The sequence below is a fragment of the Cellvibrio zantedeschiae genome (assembly GCF_014652535.1).
Classification (GTDB): Bacteria; Pseudomonadota; Gammaproteobacteria; order Pseudomonadales; family Cellvibrionaceae; genus Cellvibrio; species Cellvibrio zantedeschiae.
Genome location: NZ_BMYZ01000001.1, coordinates 348,384 through 364,453, shown reverse-complemented (window position 1 = coordinate 364,453; position 16,070 = coordinate 348,384). Strand labels below are relative to the sequence as shown.

Sequence of the window (16,070 nt, the reverse complement as noted above, 5' to 3'; positions counted from 1 at the left end):
AAATCGTCACTGTAACTGTCATAATCGAATTAGAAAGCCTGATCTGTTAATAGGCAAATTAATTAGTGTTAATTATGGTTAGTCACCCTCGGATTCACCCAATCTTTGACGGACGCTATGCTAGAGACTCAAGAACAACGTAGAGAAGCCATTTATCTGGCGCTTGCACAAGTCCCCAAAGGCAAAGTTATCACCTATGGTAATCTCGCCAAGCTGGCCGGCATGCCTAACGGCGCGCGTTTAGCGGGTCGGTTGATGTGCGGGCTGCCGGCGGGTTCGCGCTTGCCTTGGCACAGAGTTATCAATTCACAAGGAAAACTTTCGCTACCTGAAAATTCGGATTCATACCGCGAACAAATACGACGCCTTGAAAAAGAAGGTGTCGTAATTAATAACGGTAAAATTAAATTATCAATTTACGCCTACTAAATTTTATTTTTACTAAACGCAGCCACTACTTATGAGCACAGAAACTTTAACGTCGAATGATAAAAATAATTATAAAGGCTGGCGAGGAATTCAACGCGCATTTGCCACCCCCTCAGCAGTAACTATGATGTTTTTAGGTGTCGGCTCTGCCCTGCCATTTTTATTAGTGGGCTATACACTTTCTACCTGGCTGCGCGATACCGGCGTCGCTCTCAGCGCAATTGGATTAGTCAGTTACGCGAGCTTTTTTTATGTGCTTAAATTTTTATGGGCGCCCTTAATTGATCGCTACCCCCTGCCCTTTTTGGGTCGCCGCAAAGGTTGGTTGGTTGCGTCGCAAATATTGTTAATCATTTCTTTAACAAGCATGGCTGTTATAGGACCGGGCTCGTCATTAATTGTCTTCACTATTCTTGCTGGATTAACGGCATTTGCAGGCGCAACACAAGACACAGTCATGGATGCTTACCGAATCGAAATTGCCCCCGTCGAATCGCAGGCAGCGCTCGCAGCGACTTATATTTTGGGTTACCGGATTGGATTAATTTTATCTGGCGCCGTTACGCTCTATTTAGCAGAACTTGTAGGCTGGACTAATGCTTATCTGGCAATGGCAGCCTGCATTCTTTTGCCGCTTATCGCTGTGCTTTTATCGAAAGAACCCAATCCTGAAAAAGTGACTGTGCGCGAAATTCGCATTCAAGATGCGTTTATAAAACCTTTCCAGGAATTCTTTTCACGCAACGGCATTCTACTCGCGTTGGCTCTCCTAGCCTTTGTTGGACTTTTTAAATTACCAGACCAAATGATTGGTGTTCTAGCAGGGCCATTTTATTTAGACTCAGGATTTACCAAAGCCGACATTGCGACAATCTCAAAACTCTACGGTGTATGGATTGGTATTGCGGGAGCATTTATAGGCGGTGTTTGCGTTGCCGCTTTTAATATCAAACCCATGCTGGTGATTGCAGCAATTGCAGTTTCAATTTCCAATCTGGCTTATTTATTAATGGCAATTCACCCCTCTGAGCAGTGGGCATTTTTTGCAACGATTAGTGCCGATAACTTATCGCAAGGTTTCGCTGGCGTTGTGTTGGTTGCATTTATGTCGAGCCTTACAGATCGCAACTTCACCGCAACACAATATGCGCTGCTCGCGTCACTCGCAAATTTACCAGGGAAATTTATTGGCGGGGTTTCAGGCTATATTGTGGAAGCAACCAATTACCAAACATTTTTTATATTCAGCACACTTTCGGTTATACCGACCTTGCTGCTGCTGGCGTGGTTGTGGAATAAAACGGATGCGAAATAAAAAAGCAGACGCATTGCTACGCCTGCTTTTTTCGTCATGCGGTAAATAGGGTTAATCCCTAAAATTAATATACTGCAAAGGCATTTCAAACTCTGCCGCGCGCAACATTGCAATACACTCTTGCAAATCATCGCGCTTTTTGCCGGTAATTCTCACCTGGTCGCCTTGAATTGCAGCTTGCACTTTCAGCTTTTGGTCTTTCGTCATTTTAACGATTTTTTTCGCAAGCTCGGTTTCCACGCCGGTACGAACAACGATATCTCTCTTCACTTGTTTGCCAGCAGTTTGGATTTTTTTGATCTCAAGACACGAAACACCAATACCATTTTTAGGCAGCGCTGTTCTTAATGCATCCAACATAGCATCAAGCTGATACTCGGTATCAGCCGTAACCGTAATTTCGTATTCTTTACGGTCAAACTTTGCATCTACACCTTTGAAGTCGTAGCGACTAGTTATTACTTTGCTGGCTTGATCTACCGCATTAGTAAGCGCGTGTTTGTCAACTTCTGAAACCACATCAAATGATGGCATTGTTAGTTACCTCTACAAACAAAAATTTTAAAGAAATGCTTAAATAAACAAAGTCGCAAAAGCGATAGCGCCCACCCAGAATAAAAGTGAACGCGAATACAAAGGCACGCTGGATTTTACCAAGGCAAAAGAATAAGCAGGTTCTGCTTGCGGGCTAAGGGTAATCCCCACCAAATCTTCAATGATTTCTTGCGCGTTCTCTTCTGCTTCTTGCTCCGCTTCCGCAAGCTCTTCTGCAGCTTCTGCTACTTCAGCGGGCGTCGCTTCCGCATCCACTACCACAACAGGTTTAACATATAAATCTGTAGGAGCACCTAGAGCGCCGCGCAAACTATTATTCAAAATAGTCATGGAGGAATTTTCAACGTCCAGCAAACTGTCGCGCAGTGGGCAGCTATCAAAATTACCGACGAACGCCCAGGTTAGCCCCATTAAGCGTACAGCGGGGAATTCAATTAACCACAGCCACTTATCTGCCAACGCCGCTTCGTTTGAGTGAGGAACGGTTTGTTCGCGATAGATGGCACTCAAACGATACAAGAGCGCGCCAACAGCCCCCGCAATAACAAACCAAAATAACACTGCGAACGCACGTTCAAATCCACGATAGCTGATGACTTTCAGTGCTTGAGCGTGCAAGCTTTTCCAATCACCCACAGCCGACGCAGAAATATCATTGGCAGCATGGCCACAAAGATCATCAATCCATTTGCTGGCCGCAACAGAATCACCGCGATTGGCAATTTCAATATAATTATTCAATTCCGCTAAAAAATCCCCGCGGCCCAAACTGTACAAAAGCACGGGAACATATAAAAAGAATAAAAAGTTAGCCGACAAAAAATGCACAATGGCCCAGATACACACCATCACCGCGAGGAGTGGAAGCACAAAAGCAATGATCATTGGCAACAAGGGAAATGAAGATGCAGCAGGTAAAGCGCGCACGCGGTTGAGCAACCAAATAAACCAGCCGTCGCGCTGCAAAACGCTCGCGCTATTTGGCGACCAATACATAATGCCCAACACGGCAATAAGACTTAAAAAAATCATAAAGGTATCTCGTTATTAGACGCTGTTGTATCAGCGAGTATTCAAGCTGGCGCGAAAGCGGGGCCAGTCAAAAGCCTCGCCCGGATCAGTTTTGCGACCAGGGGCTATATCATTATGGCCAACAATACGTTCAAGGGTAATTTCGGGATAGGCTCGCAGAATTTCGCGGCTTACCTCAGCCAGAGCTTCATATTGGGCGTCAGTGTAAGCAATATTGTCGCAACCTTCCAACTCAATCCCAATACTGTAATCGTTGCAGTTTGCAACACCGTGAAATGAAGACGCACCCGCATGCCAGGCTCGCTCACCGAAAGGAACAAATTGCGTAACAGTTCCGTCGCGTTCAATAAAGAGATGAGCAGAGACTTTGAGCTCAGCAATAGTTTGAAAATACGGGTGTTGAGCGGGGTCTAACTGATTAGTAAAGAAGGATTGGACGCAACCTGTCCCAAATTGACCTGGGGGCAAGCTGATATTGTGGATAACCAGAAGACTGACAGAGTGATCAACTGGACGCTGATTGGTATTGGGAGACGGGCACTGGGTTGCGGCTGCTAAATAGCCATCATTTGAAATCACTAAACGCCTGCCTTTAGGTTATTTTGCCCACTTACTATTTAAGAGAGTGGGCATAATAAACTGAAGAACAGGTGTTTGCATCCGCAAAGGATGCAGCCATGACTTAACGGCTGCTGCGAAGATTACCAATAACGGCTTCAAGCGCGCGGTCAAATAACATACCGTCATCAAGCACCTGCAAGCGGCCAGATTTAAGCGCCAACGCAAGACTCATGCGAGTTTCTTCCGCAACCTTCACGCCAGAACGGTTCACGAAAATATACTTGCCGGTGGCGCGGATAATAGCTGCAAGACGACTGCGGAATTTTTGACCATCTTCGCTTTGCATTTCGAACCAGCTGCCTTGGGTAAGGTTTCCAACCAAAGATAAATGTTGGTCGCCCTCGGGCAAACTATCTGCACCTACATCAAAAAGAGGCTCGTCGTTTACTACAACGAAAGTCTCTAGCGACTCTAATGTCGCGCCCACGGGAACCAAAGGTTCAACTGCAGGTGTCGCTACGACTTCTTCCAACACTGGAATATCAACAGCCTCGACTTGAGTCGCTTGCATCACATCATTTGTGCTTTCTGCAGCAACATCTGCCACAACCGAAACAACCGACACTGGAGTTATTTCTTCAACAACACTATCAACCACAGGTTCATTTGCGGCAGATACATTAGTGGCCGATGAAATCTCATCCGCAGCATCTGCAACAACTTCTGCAAGCTCTGCTTTAGGCGCAGCTGTAACAGGAGCGGGAACTTCCGCAACTTTTACGCGAGTAACGGCGACCGCCGGAGTCGGAACATCAGCCAGCTTAACTTTAATTTGTGGCGCAGCTGGTGCATCCTCAATTTTTGGTACGGAGCGCAAACGCGCCAAATGCAGGGTTTCCAATTGCTTAAATAGTTGCGTAGTTTCAAACGGACTGTAGGAAATATCTTCCAAGCCAACGCGCAATTTTTGCAATAATTGCGGAACCAGCTTCAACAAACCCTGGCGGTTTTCCTTAGACATTGGCGCAGTCAAACTCCACACCAACTGTTGTGCGGTACGAATACCAGCTTGCCATTCGGGGCTTTCTACACCCTGTTTTAGCGAAATGATAAACAGCACATTACCCCAGGCATCGCGCAATAATTTTTGCGCTGGCAAGGGTAGATCGTGACCGGATGTCAGACGATTCAATACGGAATCAACCTGCAAACGGGCGCGCTCTGACTTGGCTTTACCATCTTCAGCATCAATAGTGCGCTGCTCTAAAATTTGCGCGCGACGCTTATCCTTCTCAAGGAAAGAGCGGAAATCAGTTAACAAGTTATTGAAAATAGCCATGTCGGTTTCAAAGTCCGACAGAATGGTTTGCACAATAGATTCCATTTTATTGAACAAACTGTCTTTGCGCTGATTCTCTTCGCTGGATTCTTGCCAGCCCAGCGCAGCCATCGCCATTTCGTTTAACAGACGACGAGCTGGATGACCGCCTTTGCTGAAAAAGGTTTTATCAGCAATCGCAACCTTAACCATAGGGATTTGCAAACGACCGATCAAAGCCTTCATGGGGGACGCGAGGTTGCGATCATCCAGGATAAAATCGAACATCATGCTGACGAGGTTAATAACATCGTCGTCAACAGCATTAATCGCTTGCGGCTTTTGATGTTCATTAATTAACAAGCTTTGAAGCAAATCGCGAATATTAATGGGTGTAACAGCGCCGTTTACGGGTGCTTGGGTAAAGGTATTTTGGTGCTGGGCAAGGGATAGAATCCTCACCAAATCCTGGCTTGCGACAACCTCGCCACCGGCAATACGCTCGCCTGCCCCACGAGCACCACCACGGGAGCCCAAAAGGTCGCGCAAACTATGCAGAACTTGATTAGTTTGGTCGTCATAGGACGTAACAATCCCGCCACCAACCTGTGCGGTTCCGCCACCAGCCTTATTAACTTGCGGTGCGCTGGCTTCTTCCTCAGTCAAACTAGCAGATAAGCCCGAACCGTAGTGCTCTTGGGTAGATGGTCCAGGACGCTTGGCTCGCACGGCTTGTTTTAAAGACGGCAGAATATTAGCTTCAATCAACAACTGGTTGAGCGATTGGAACAAGCCACCCAACTTGGTCATAACCATATTGTCGAAAAGCTTAAAGAGTACGAGCTTCGCTTTAACATCAATGGAAAGGCTTTTTGCAGCATCATTAAAGGCGTTACAAATAACATCTACACCGAGAGGGTTGTTCTTTTGATAAACCTTGATGGGTACAAGATGATCAATTCGCAGGGTCAAGTGCTGGATAGGCTCAGCAAACTGCTCGTTAGCCTTGTTGACCATACCCTCAATCGCCACCATCTCTTCAAGATCGTCATTTTTAACGAGAGAAAGATCATCCAACGAGAATTCTTTTGCCTCTGCTTGAAGCTCATCACGGTAGGCGTTGTGATCCAACAACTGTGCGAAGCGAATGTCGATACTGCGAAAAAAAGCAGTCTCCATGGCACGGCGACGAAGACGAACTTCGCGCATTGAATCGAAATACAAATTTTGTTCGTGGTTGTTGTTGGCCTTGTCAGCCAACTCGAACATCGCATCATCAACCTTATCAAACAGGTCGCGCAGTAAACCCTGCAGCTGCTGGCGAGCCTTATCACGCAATGAATGCATCGCGGCGGGCAGGCGCGCCAAAATAATTGCCGGTGGCTGCCCCGTTGTACGTTCGGGGTTCAGTTGCACTACATTATTTTGCTCAGGACGGATTTGTTCAGACATGATGCCAACCATCAAAGTAGACTTTGGTTATCTAAGTATATCCAACTAAGGTGCGCTCTCTAGCGCCAAATGCTCAAGGCGAGAGCCATATCACAAATAGCGATAAGTTGAGCATTTCCTTATATAATTTCACATGATTTTCATAAAATCGTGAAACCAAGTGCTATAAAAAATAAACGTAGTTCACATGTCAAAAAATCATACAAACCTCTTGCGAAAAACTGATTTGCGCGCAAAAGATGTTAATTAAGGTATATTTGCTAAATCACTTTGAGATTAGATCACCCACATGAACCCTATCTTCGCCCAACGTATTCCACACCTTAATGAGAGCATTCGCGAAAACGTAAAAGCTGCATTACATGAAGACATAGGCTCGGGAGATATTACCGCGCAATTGATTCCAGCCGATCAGCTCGCTAAGGCAAGTGTTATCACCCGTGAAGATTGCGTTTTCTGCGGTAAAGACTGGGTTATTGAAGTCTTCGCACAAATTGACCCGAGCGTTGTTATTGAATGGCACATTGATGACGGTGACTTTGCAGCAGCGAATAGCACTTTGTTTACCTTAAAAGGCAATGCCCGCAGCCTCCTAACAGGTGAGCGCGCCGCGTTAAATTTTGTACAAACACTATCTGGAACAGCCACTGTCAGCCGCTATTACGCGCGACTAGTAGCGCACACGCAGGTAAAACTCCTGGATACCCGGAAAACCTTGCCAGGGTTGAGGGATGCCCAAAAATATGCTGTAGCCTGCGGTGGCTGCCATAACCATCGTATCGGCCTCTACGATGCTTTCCTTATCAAAGAAAATCACATCGCAGCCTGTGGCGGAATTGCCCATGCAGTAGCAACAGCACGAACAATCGCCCCTGGCAAACCCGTTGAGGTAGAAGTTGAAACTCTGGAAGAACTGAACCAAGCACTCACCGCAAATGCGGACATCATCATGCTTGATAACTTTACCTTGGATAATATGCGAGAAGCAGTAGCGATTAACGCAAGACAAGCTAAGCTTGAAGCTTCGGGGAATGTAACTGAAAGCACACTTCCCTTAATTGCAGAAACCGGTGTGGATTTTATTTCGATTGGGGCGCTGACGAAGCATTGTCGGGCAGTGGATTTGTCGATGCGGGTTGATAATTAATTATTTCTCTTTCCAAAATAATTATTCACATAAAACTAAAGTTCCATTCAATATAATTGAGAGCAATATGCCACCTAGTGTTGCCAAAGTAACTTTAAGCAATTCAAATTGTTTTTCAAGTACCGAGGGCGCATCAATTTTAGACTCAGCGAAAACCGCCGGCCTGATTTTGGAGCATAGTTGCCGTACAGGAAAGTGTGGGGTTTGCAAAGCCAAAGTAATAAATGGCGACACCTGCTTAATCCGGCCAGAAACGTCTTTATCAGAGGAAGAAATAAGTAACGGAATAATACTAACATGCTGTAGGACAGCCAAAAGTGATTTGAGTTTAAATATAAGCGATCTGGGTGATCTAGGCAAAATTCAAATATTAACCCTGCCAAGTCGAATTGATTCGATAGAATTTGTGGCTCAAGATATTGCTCGCATAGTTTTACGTTTACCGCCAAATAATTCCTTCAGTTGCCTAGCTGGACAATATATTAACATTATCGGCCCCACAGGAGCTCATCGCAGCTACTCAATCGCCAATAATTTCAATTCAGAAGGAAAAATCGAATTACAAGTTCGTAAAATCGCGAATGGCATCATGAGCCAGTACTGGTTTAATGCAGCACAAGTTTCTGATCTCTTACGCTTTAATGGACCGCACGGCACATTTTTTTTTCGTTCAAAAAAAGAGCGTCGCATCATTTTTCTAGCGACAGGTACAGGCATCGCTCCGGTCAAAAGCATGGTTGAGCAATTTGAACAAAATCCAATGCTGGTAAAAGATAAAATAATTGAAATATATTGGGGCAACAGGACACCCGAAGAATTTTATTGGGAACCTAATTTTAGAAAGATAGAGATTGCGTTCAATCTAATATTAAGCCGAAAAAATAGCGATTGGAAAGGAATGCATGGATACGTTCAAGATGCAGCACTTCAAATCAATTCAAATTTAGAGGATGCGGTGGTATATGCAAGCGGCTCACCGATAATGGTAGATAGCGCTAAATTACTACTTACACTCAATGGTTTAAAGGAAGATTGTTTTTTTTCAGATGCGTTTTACAGCTCATAACAGGATACACATATGAAAGCGGTTATTTTGGCAGGAGGACTTGGTACTCGACTTAGCGAAGAAACATCTGTCAGGCCGAAACCAATGGTAGAAATCGGTGGAATGCCAATTTTGTGGCACATATTAAAAATGTACTCTTTTCACGGAGTAAATGAATTTATTATTTGTTGCGGCTACAAGGGGTACGTAATAAAAGAGTATTTCGCAAATTATTTCTTACATATGTCAGATATCACCTTTGATTTGTCGTCAAATCAAATGCACATCCACAATCATCGCGCCGAGCCGTGGAAAGTCACACTGGTAGACACCGGTGCTCAATCGATGACAGGTGGGCGATTGAAGCGGGTAAGGGATTATATTGAAAATGACGAAGCCTTTTGCTTGACGTATGGTGACGGTGTGAGCGACGTTAATATTAGCGAAACAATTTCATATCACAAATCTCATGGAAAATTAGCGACCGTCACCGCCACCTACCCAATAGGAAGATTCGGTGCGCTCGATTTAAAAAACGGACAAGTGCAAAACTTTAAGGAAAAACCTAAAGGTGATGGGGCAATGATTAATGGAGGCTTTTTTGTTTTATCACCCAAGGTGCTAGATCTAATAGATAACGATGCGACTATCTGGGAACAACAGCCACTAATAAAACTTGCTGAAAGTGGTGAACTGATGGCTTATGAGCACGACGGATTCTGGCAACCTATGGATACACTGAGAGACAAAATTTATCTTGAAGAGCTGTGGAGTAGCAATTCAGCTCCATGGAAACAATGGAAATAATGTAATTTGAAAAACCTAATTAATGTTAAGTTTTGGAACGGAAAAAAAGTTTTCCTGACAGGCCATACAGGTTTTAAGGGGAGCTGGTTAACGCTTTGGTTGAATGCTTTAGGGGCTGAGGTGAAAGGCTATGCGTTAGCTCCCACAGACTTATGCATGTATAACGAAGCAAAAGTTTCTAACTACATCAACTCCAACCTTGGTGACATCCGGGACTTAAATACTCTTGAGAAGATCATGAGAGATTTTGATCCGGACATCATATTTCACTTAGCTGCACAACCACTCGTAAGGTTGTCCTATCAGGACCCATTGGAGACCTACTCAACCAATATTATGGGTACCTTAAATGTCTTTGAGGCCGCTCGCCGATGCTCCAACTTAAAAGCCATTGTGAACGTAACCTCAGACAAGTGTTATGAGAATAGAGAATGGATTTGGGGTTATCGTGAAAACGAACCTATGGGAGGACACGACCCATACAGCAATAGCAAAGCTTGCTCAGAGTTAATAACCTCTGCCTATAGAAGTTCATTTTTTAACGATGCTAAAGGACCCGCAATAGCCTCTGCTCGCGCGGGAAATGTCATTGGCGGCGGCGACTGGTCTGCTGATCGTCTTATTCCGGATATCTTGAGAGCATTCGAGCAGAAGATACCAGTTATAGTTCGAAATCCAAAATCTACACGACCATGGCAACATGTACTAGAACCGCTCAGCGGGTATTTAGTCTTAGCCCAACTATTGACGGAATACGGCTCTACCTTTGCAGAAGGATGGAATTTCGGCCCAGATGACAAAGACGTAAAGCCTGTGGAGTGGATTGTAGAAAAAATGGTTGCACACTGGAGTGACGGGGCTTCATGGAAACTTGACACAGGAGTTCAGCCACATGAAGCCCAGTCGTTGAAATTGGACATATCAAAAGCAAAAGCGAGACTAAACTGGCAACCAATATGGAGCCTCGAAGAGACTCTGAAAAAAATCATTGATTGGCAACAGGCATGGCTGGCAAATGAGCCTATGGACACCTACTCCTTAGTCGAAATCAGAAACTTTATGTCTTCAACAGAATCAATCTAGCCTTGCCCTACAGGAATGACCATGACACAAAATGAAATACGTCAAGAGATAGTTAAACTTGTAAAAAAGTTTGCGGCCGCCGCACCAGTAAACAATTTTATTGCTGGTGAAACCGTAATTCCCCCGTCAGGTAAAGTAGTTGGTGCGCGCGAAATGGAATTAATGGTTGAAGCATCTTTGGATTGCTGGTTAACCACAGGTCGCTTTAACCTAGAGTTTGAAAAAAAATTGGCTGAGTTTATTGGAGTAAAACATCTCATCACAGTAAATTCAGGATCCTCTGCTAACTTAGTTGCCTTTAACACCCTCACATCGCCCAAGCTTGGAGCCCGTGCCATACAAAAAGGTGATGAGGTTATTGGAGTAGCTGCGGGATTTCCGACAACGGTAAACCCAATAGTTCAGTTTGGCGCTGTGCCTGTATTTGTGGATATAGATTTAGCGACGCACAATATTAATGCCGATTTGATCGAAAATGCTATTACCGCAAAAACCAAAGCCATCATGCTTGCCCACACGCTTGGAAACCCATTTAATATCAAGAAGGTCAAGGAAATCTGCGAAAAATATAATTTATGGCTCGTCGAAGATTGCTGCGATGCGTTAGGAGCAAAATATAACGGTCAAATGGTGGGAACTTTTGGGGATATAGCTACGCTAAGCTTTTATCCCGCTCATCACATCACTATGGGTGAAGGTGGGGCGGTATTCACTAATAACTCACAACTGAAAATGATTGCCGAGTCATTCAGAGATTGGGGTAGAGATTGTTACTGCGCACCAGGTTGTGACAACACTTGTGGCAAGCGCTTTGAACAATGCTTTGGCACGCTGCCCGCAGGATATGACCATAAATATGTGTACGCACATATTGGTTACAACCTAAAGATTACCGACATGCAAGCTGCTTGTGGTTTGGCTCAACTGGAACGCGCACAAGAACTCATTGACGCAAGAAAGCGTAACTTCGAGCTTTTGAAAGCGAGACTGGGTAATTTAGTTGACCACATAGATATAGCCCAGCCGACACTTGACAGCGAGCCGTCATGGTTCGGTTTTCCGATTACGCTTAAGGAAAGCGTCGGTGCACGTCGTGTAGATCTTGTGAAATTTTTAGATCAATACAAAATAGGTAGCCGATTACTGTTTGCTGGAAATTTAACGAGGCAGCCGTATTTTGAAGGGGTAGAATATCGGGTAGTCGGTGATTTGACCAACACCGATTTGACAATGAACAATACGCTCTGGCTGGGAATTTATCCCGCACTGAATTTCGAACACTTTGATTTTATCGCAAACAAGCTGGAAGAATTTTTTGGTTTAAATTTTTAAGCCAAGGTGTAGATCAATTATGAATGAAAGTACGGTCTACACAGATAATAACTTTCTGCTGCATAAGGATGCAGACGCAGAATTAATTCTGGGTGACAAAATTGAATCCGCACCAGATGTTTCAATCATGATTCCCACTTATCATAGAGCGAAACTACTTAAAGAAGCGATATCATCTGCACTCAATCAAAAAACAAATTTAAACATTGAAGTTATCGTCGTTGACAACAGCACGGATACAGACGTGCACGAAGAGATAGAGGCTCTGATAAAAGATCTTTTGCCGGCCTCAATAAAACTATACAGAAACAAAAAAAACATTGGAATGTTCGGCAACTGGAACAGATGCATAATGCTATGCAATTCCCCTTGGCTGGTAATTTTAAATGACGATGATTTGTTAGCTCCCGATTTTATACAAGAAATGTGGAAATCCAAAAATGAAGACACAATTCTATATTGTCTAACGAGAAAATTTGGCAGGGGATACAATCCCAGCGCGGATAAAAATCTGATCCGAACAGTTAGAAAATTCCTCCTACCCTATTCTGTCGAGAACTACTTACGCCCTATCGTAACAATCCGACAAAGCCGCGTACTGTATTGCAATCCGCTCCCAGGGACCTTGGGCGCATTTATTCCAAAAAAAATTGCTGTTAATTTAGGTGGGTTCAACGAAAACTTATGGCCCACCGCCGATTACGACTTCATCGTTAGAGCTATATTTGGAGGAATTAAAGTAAAGAGACTCAATAAAGTATTGGCATCGTACCGGATAGAAGAAAACGAAAGCTTGAGAGTAGAGACACTCGAAGCCTTTCTACGTAACGATTACATTATGAAAATGAACATAATTAAAAAGCTGTGCACATCAGGTCTTCATCGGGAGATTCTAAAAAAAATAGCCCAATATCAATCAAGACTTAACGCACACGTCGCATACACAAAAATTAATCATGAATTCAACCCAGAAAAATCGCTGGCAACGCTGAACATTTCAACTGTAAAACCATTTTTCAACAATAACGCATTCCCGATAATTGCGATATTATGGATGCTTCTCTGGCGCCCTATAGAACCTGCTTTGAAAATTAATATCATCTCCAATCAGGACTCATCACTATCATGATTGAAATAATAAAAACAGAAATAGAAAACTGTCTCATTATTAATTTTACCAAGCATAATGACAACAGAGGTTACTTTACAAAAATTTTTGAAAGCAACTTTTTCGCAAAACACAATCTAGCGACCAACTTTCAGGAAATTTACTATACCTCATCAAACAAAGGGGTTGTTAGAGGCATGCATTTCCAGTTGCCACCGGCGGATCACGAAAAATTGGTCCATTGCGCAAGCGGTCACGTCCTTGACGTAGTTGTGGATCTCAGAAAGAGCTCAAAGAGCTACGGCAAATGTCAGGCATTTCAGCTTTCCGAAAAAGTCCCTCAAGCTATTTACATACCCAGAGGCATGGCCCATGGCTTCTTATCACAAGAAGATAACTCCACATTAATTTATTGTGTGACCAGCAGCCACAATGCGTCACTGGATACAGGTATATTATGGTCATCACTAGCATATAAGTGGCCAATCGAAAACCCGACAGTTTCTGACCGGGATATGTCCTTCGCACCCCTCGCTGAATTTGATTCACCTTTCTGAGGTCATCCTATGAGATATCTAATATCTGGAGCAACAGGGTTTATAGGGTCAAACCTCGTGGCAAAATTGTTGGATAACGGAAATCAAATATTTTTAATTACTCGAACATCTCGTTTAGACGAAGAAATAGAAAAGATTTCTAAGGAAAATATATTTTTTTTTGACGGCAATGAAGACGCGCTAGATGAGTTCCTAAAGAAAAACGTTCCCGATATTTTTATACATTTGGCCTCATTGTACATAACACAGCACAAAAAAGAAGATGTTACAAACTTGCTATACTCCAACATCACATATCCAACAATAATAACCGATGCCATTGTTCGCTGCGGCTGCAAGAAAATAATAAATACTGGCACCTCTTGGCAAAATTTTAATAATGAAAAATACAATCCCACCTGCTTATACGCAGCCACCAAAGAGGCCTTTGAAAAGTTATTGGAGTTTTATGTTAAAAGTCAAAGTATCAATGTAATCACTTTGCGAATTTTTGACACATATGGCCTATATGACAAGAGAAAAAAACTTGTTTCAATGCTAGTTGAATCATCAAAGCAATCATTGCAAATTGAAATGTCACCAGGAGAGCAGGAAATTGATCTCGTATACGTTGATGACGTTGTAGATGCCTTTCTGGTTGCGATCGAATTGATTTTAAAGTCGCCAAACAGTAGCCATTTAACCTATGGAATATCTTCAGAAAAGCCTATAACACTAAAGAAACTTGTTGATATTCTAAATTCAATATCCCCACAAAAGCTAAAGGTTAAATGGGGTGCACGCGATTACAGGGATCGAGAGGTAATGTATACCTGGAAAGATTTTATTAGACTTCCGAACTGGAAGCCCAAAGTAAGCATTGAGGAGGGGCTAAGAAAATTGGTGACGTCGAGTACCGATGAGGCACGAATCGAGAAATCAACGACAGCAAAATGAACGCTAAAATATCAAAAAAAGAGATTTTTTGGGGTGGGATGGCGCACTTCTCCAACTTTGGTTTGAGCCTAATACTATTACCTTTCGTTTTAAAATATATGAGCGAAGGAGAGATTGGCCTTTGGTACATATTTTTAACTATTGGGGGATTGGCTCAATTAGCCGAATTTGGTTTTCAGCCCACAATTGCTCGGCAAGCTGCTTATATTTACGCAGGTGCTAAAGAGATATTAATTGAAGGAGTCCCCAGAAAAAGCACTGAAACAATTGACGTGAATCTACTTCATGACTTTATAGCAGCATCAAAATATATATATCGGATTATCGCTATAATTGCTTCTGCAATACTATTGATCGTAGGGTATGTCTTCATAAGCCACGCAAACTCGGGCATTGATGATCTCAAAACACTTCAATCATGGTGCGTATATGCATTAAGCATTTCTATTAACCTGTACTTTGGTTACTACAATGGGTTACTCACTGGCAGAGGGGAACAATCTAAAGCAAATAAAATTATAATTGCAAGCAGATTAACCTCCATTATTGTAGCAATTCCACTTCTACAGTATGGCCTAGGGCTAAACGGGCTAGCAATCGCGAGCTTATTCTCCTGCTTGGTTTCACGGTGTTTATACGCGCACTTTTTTAATTCAAAAAATTATAACGCCACTCGTTCTGCAAAAAGAAATCTCTTTAAAGTACCTGAGTACACTATGATTTTATGGCACTCCTCCAAAAAATTAGGATTTGCTCAGCTAGGAAGTTACTTGATACTAAGAGGGAATTTTTTTGTCGTCAGCGCCACAATGGGTCTTCAAATAACAGCAGCTTATGGTTTAACCCTTCAGGTTCTCGGACTTATAAGTGCGCTAACAACCATGATATTTACACTACAATTGCCACACATTAACCGCCTACAAACCCAAGGACGGCAGCAAAATATAAAAGAACTTTATATCTCATCGCAAATATTATCTTTGACAGTATTCGCGGCAGGCGCAACGTGCATAGTAGCGTTTGGAGATGTGCTATTGAGTTTGCTCAAAAGCAACGCGCATCTTATCCCCATAAATTGGCTTGTTGCGCTTTCGGTGATTATGCTTTTGGAGCTACATCATTCACTGGCAGCTACATATCTAACCACTCTCAATACAACCCCTTTCCTTGCATCCTCATTAATATCTGGCACTACCATATTAGCTGCAAGCATTCTTATAGCCACGCAAGCAACCAGCCCAAATTTAGGGTTTCTAATTCTCACTCAAGGTATTGTTCAATTACTGTATAATAATTGGAAATGGCCCTATGAAGCGGCTAAACAACTGGCACTTACTTATCAGGACTACGTTAGGACAATTTTTTTCAGGCCATAAGGTCTCGTTTTGAAAGC

General features: G+C 43.2%; 15 protein-coding genes. 11 read left to right on the top strand and 4 right to left on the bottom strand.

Going from position 1 to position 16,070, the window contains the following annotated elements:
* Nucleotides 1–117 precede the first annotated feature (117 nt).
* Both IE104_RS01660 and IE104_RS01655 read left to right on the top strand, forming a co-directional pair.
* Nucleotides 118–429, top strand: coding sequence for an MGMT family protein (locus IE104_RS01660; RefSeq protein ID WP_189415461.1), 312 nt, complete (start codon nt 118–120; stop codon nt 427–429).
* Between the two features lie 31 nt (nt 430–460).
* Nucleotides 461–1,744 (top strand): AmpG family muropeptide MFS transporter, encoded by a 1,284-nt coding sequence (locus tag IE104_RS01655; protein ID WP_189415459.1) that lies wholly within the window; start codon nt 461–463, stop codon nt 1,742–1,744.
* A 51-nt stretch (nt 1,745–1,795) separates the two neighbouring features.
* On the opposite strand, the gene IE104_RS01650 is transcribed toward IE104_RS01655, so the two are convergent.
* The 4 genes from IE104_RS01650 to IE104_RS01635 form a co-directional block, all read right to left on the bottom strand.
* Complete coding sequence (locus IE104_RS01650; RefSeq protein WP_189415457.1) at nt 1,796–2,278, bottom strand: YajQ family cyclic di-GMP-binding protein; 483 nt, start codon at nt 2,276–2,278, stop codon at nt 1,796–1,798.
* A gap of 39 nt (nt 2,279–2,317) precedes the next feature.
* Nucleotides 2,318–3,331 carry a regulatory signaling modulator protein AmpE gene (ampE, locus tag IE104_RS01645; RefSeq protein ID WP_189415454.1) on the bottom strand — a complete coding sequence of 338 codons (1,014 nt, stop codon included), beginning with the start codon at nt 3,329–3,331 and terminating at the stop codon, nt 2,318–2,320.
* Between the two features lie 30 nt (nt 3,332–3,361).
* Nucleotides 3,362–3,910: a 1,6-anhydro-N-acetylmuramyl-L-alanine amidase AmpD gene (gene ampD, locus IE104_RS01640; protein WP_189415452.1), complete on the bottom strand. Its 549-nt coding sequence runs from the start codon at nt 3,908–3,910 to the stop codon at nt 3,362–3,364.
* 103 nt (nt 3,911–4,013) lie between these two features.
* Nucleotides 4,014–6,662, bottom strand: coding sequence for a DUF1631 domain-containing protein (locus IE104_RS01635; RefSeq protein WP_189415450.1), 2,649 nt, complete (start codon nt 6,660–6,662; stop codon nt 4,014–4,016).
* A 289-nt stretch (nt 6,663–6,951) separates the two neighbouring features.
* Here IE104_RS01635 and nadC point away from each other — a divergent pair, with 289 nt between their 5' ends.
* The 9 genes from nadC (at nt 6,952) to wzx (ending at nt 16,053) form a co-directional block, all read left to right on the top strand.
* Nucleotides 6,952–7,809, top strand: a complete 858-nt coding sequence (gene nadC / locus IE104_RS01630; RefSeq protein ID WP_189415448.1) for a carboxylating nicotinate-nucleotide diphosphorylase — start codon at nt 6,952–6,954, stop codon at nt 7,807–7,809.
* A 67-nt stretch (nt 7,810–7,876) separates the two neighbouring features.
* Nucleotides 7,877–8,875, top strand: coding sequence for an FAD-binding oxidoreductase (locus IE104_RS01625; RefSeq protein WP_189415446.1), 999 nt, complete (start codon nt 7,877–7,879; stop codon nt 8,873–8,875).
* 12 nt (nt 8,876–8,887) lie between these two features.
* Complete coding sequence (rfbF, locus tag IE104_RS01620; RefSeq protein WP_189415444.1) at nt 8,888–9,661, top strand: glucose-1-phosphate cytidylyltransferase; 774 nt, start codon at nt 8,888–8,890, stop codon at nt 9,659–9,661.
* A 6-nt stretch (nt 9,662–9,667) separates the two neighbouring features.
* Entirely contained in the window at nt 9,668–10,744 is a 1,077-nt protein-coding gene (gene rfbG / locus IE104_RS01615) for a CDP-glucose 4,6-dehydratase (protein WP_189415442.1), read from the top strand.
* Nucleotides 10,745–10,765: 21 nt separating this feature from the next.
* Nucleotides 10,766–12,076: a lipopolysaccharide biosynthesis protein RfbH gene (gene rfbH, locus IE104_RS01610; RefSeq protein ID WP_189415440.1), complete on the top strand. Its 1,311-nt coding sequence runs from the start codon at nt 10,766–10,768 to the stop codon at nt 12,074–12,076.
* Between the two features lie 19 nt (nt 12,077–12,095).
* Nucleotides 12,096–13,205 carry a glycosyltransferase family 2 protein gene (locus tag IE104_RS01605; protein ID WP_189415439.1) on the top strand — a complete coding sequence of 370 codons (1,110 nt, stop codon included), beginning with the start codon at nt 12,096–12,098 and terminating at the stop codon, nt 13,203–13,205.
* On the top strand, nt 13,202–13,741 hold the full coding sequence (locus IE104_RS01600) for a dTDP-4-dehydrorhamnose 3,5-epimerase family protein (protein ID WP_229837566.1): 540 nt from the start codon (nt 13,202–13,204) through the stop codon (nt 13,739–13,741). Before IE104_RS01605 ends, IE104_RS01600 begins: the two co-directional genes overlap by 4 nt.
* 9 nt (nt 13,742–13,750) lie before the next feature.
* A complete protein-coding gene (locus tag IE104_RS01595; RefSeq protein WP_189415437.1) occupies nt 13,751–14,677 on the top strand; it encodes an NAD-dependent epimerase/dehydratase family protein in 927 nt (308 codons plus the stop codon).
* Complete coding sequence (gene wzx, locus IE104_RS01590; protein ID WP_189415435.1) at nt 14,674–16,053, top strand: O-unit flippase-like protein; 1,380 nt, start codon at nt 14,674–14,676, stop codon at nt 16,051–16,053. Before IE104_RS01595 ends, wzx begins: the two co-directional genes overlap by 4 nt.
* The last annotated feature ends 17 nt before the right edge of the window (nt 16,054–16,070 follow it).

Bases quoted from the DNA above. Each gene is read 5' to 3' on its own strand.
- IE104_RS01660 (WP_189415461.1), top strand. From the start codon at position 118: ATGCTAGAGACTCAAGAACAACGTAGAGAAGCCATTTATCTGGCGCTT.
- IE104_RS01655 (WP_189415459.1), top strand. From the start codon at position 461: ATGAGCACAGAAACTTTAACGTCGAATGATAAAAATAATTATAAAGGC.
- IE104_RS01650 (WP_189415457.1), bottom strand. From the start codon at position 2,278: ATGCCATCATTTGATGTGGTTTCAGAAGTTGACAAACACGCGCTTACT.
- ampE (WP_189415454.1), bottom strand. From the start codon at position 3,331: ATGATTTTTTTAAGTCTTATTGCCGTGTTGGGCATTATGTATTGGTCG.
- IE104_RS01635 (WP_189415450.1), bottom strand. From the start codon at position 6,662: ATGTCTGAACAAATCCGTCCTGAGCAAAATAATGTAGTGCAACTGAAC.
- nadC (WP_189415448.1), top strand. From the start codon at position 6,952: ATGAACCCTATCTTCGCCCAACGTATTCCACACCTTAATGAGAGCATT.
- IE104_RS01625 (WP_189415446.1), top strand. From the start codon at position 7,877: ATGCCACCTAGTGTTGCCAAAGTAACTTTAAGCAATTCAAATTGTTTT.
- rfbF (WP_189415444.1), top strand. From the start codon at position 8,888: ATGAAAGCGGTTATTTTGGCAGGAGGACTTGGTACTCGACTTAGCGAA.
- rfbH (WP_189415440.1), top strand. From the start codon at position 10,766: ATGACACAAAATGAAATACGTCAAGAGATAGTTAAACTTGTAAAAAAG.
- IE104_RS01605 (WP_189415439.1), top strand. From the start codon at position 12,096: ATGAATGAAAGTACGGTCTACACAGATAATAACTTTCTGCTGCATAAG.
- IE104_RS01600 (WP_229837566.1), top strand. From the start codon at position 13,202: ATGATTGAAATAATAAAAACAGAAATAGAAAACTGTCTCATTATTAAT.
- IE104_RS01595 (WP_189415437.1), top strand. From the start codon at position 13,751: ATGAGATATCTAATATCTGGAGCAACAGGGTTTATAGGGTCAAACCTC.
- wzx (WP_189415435.1), top strand. From the start codon at position 14,674: ATGAACGCTAAAATATCAAAAAAAGAGATTTTTTGGGGTGGGATGGCG.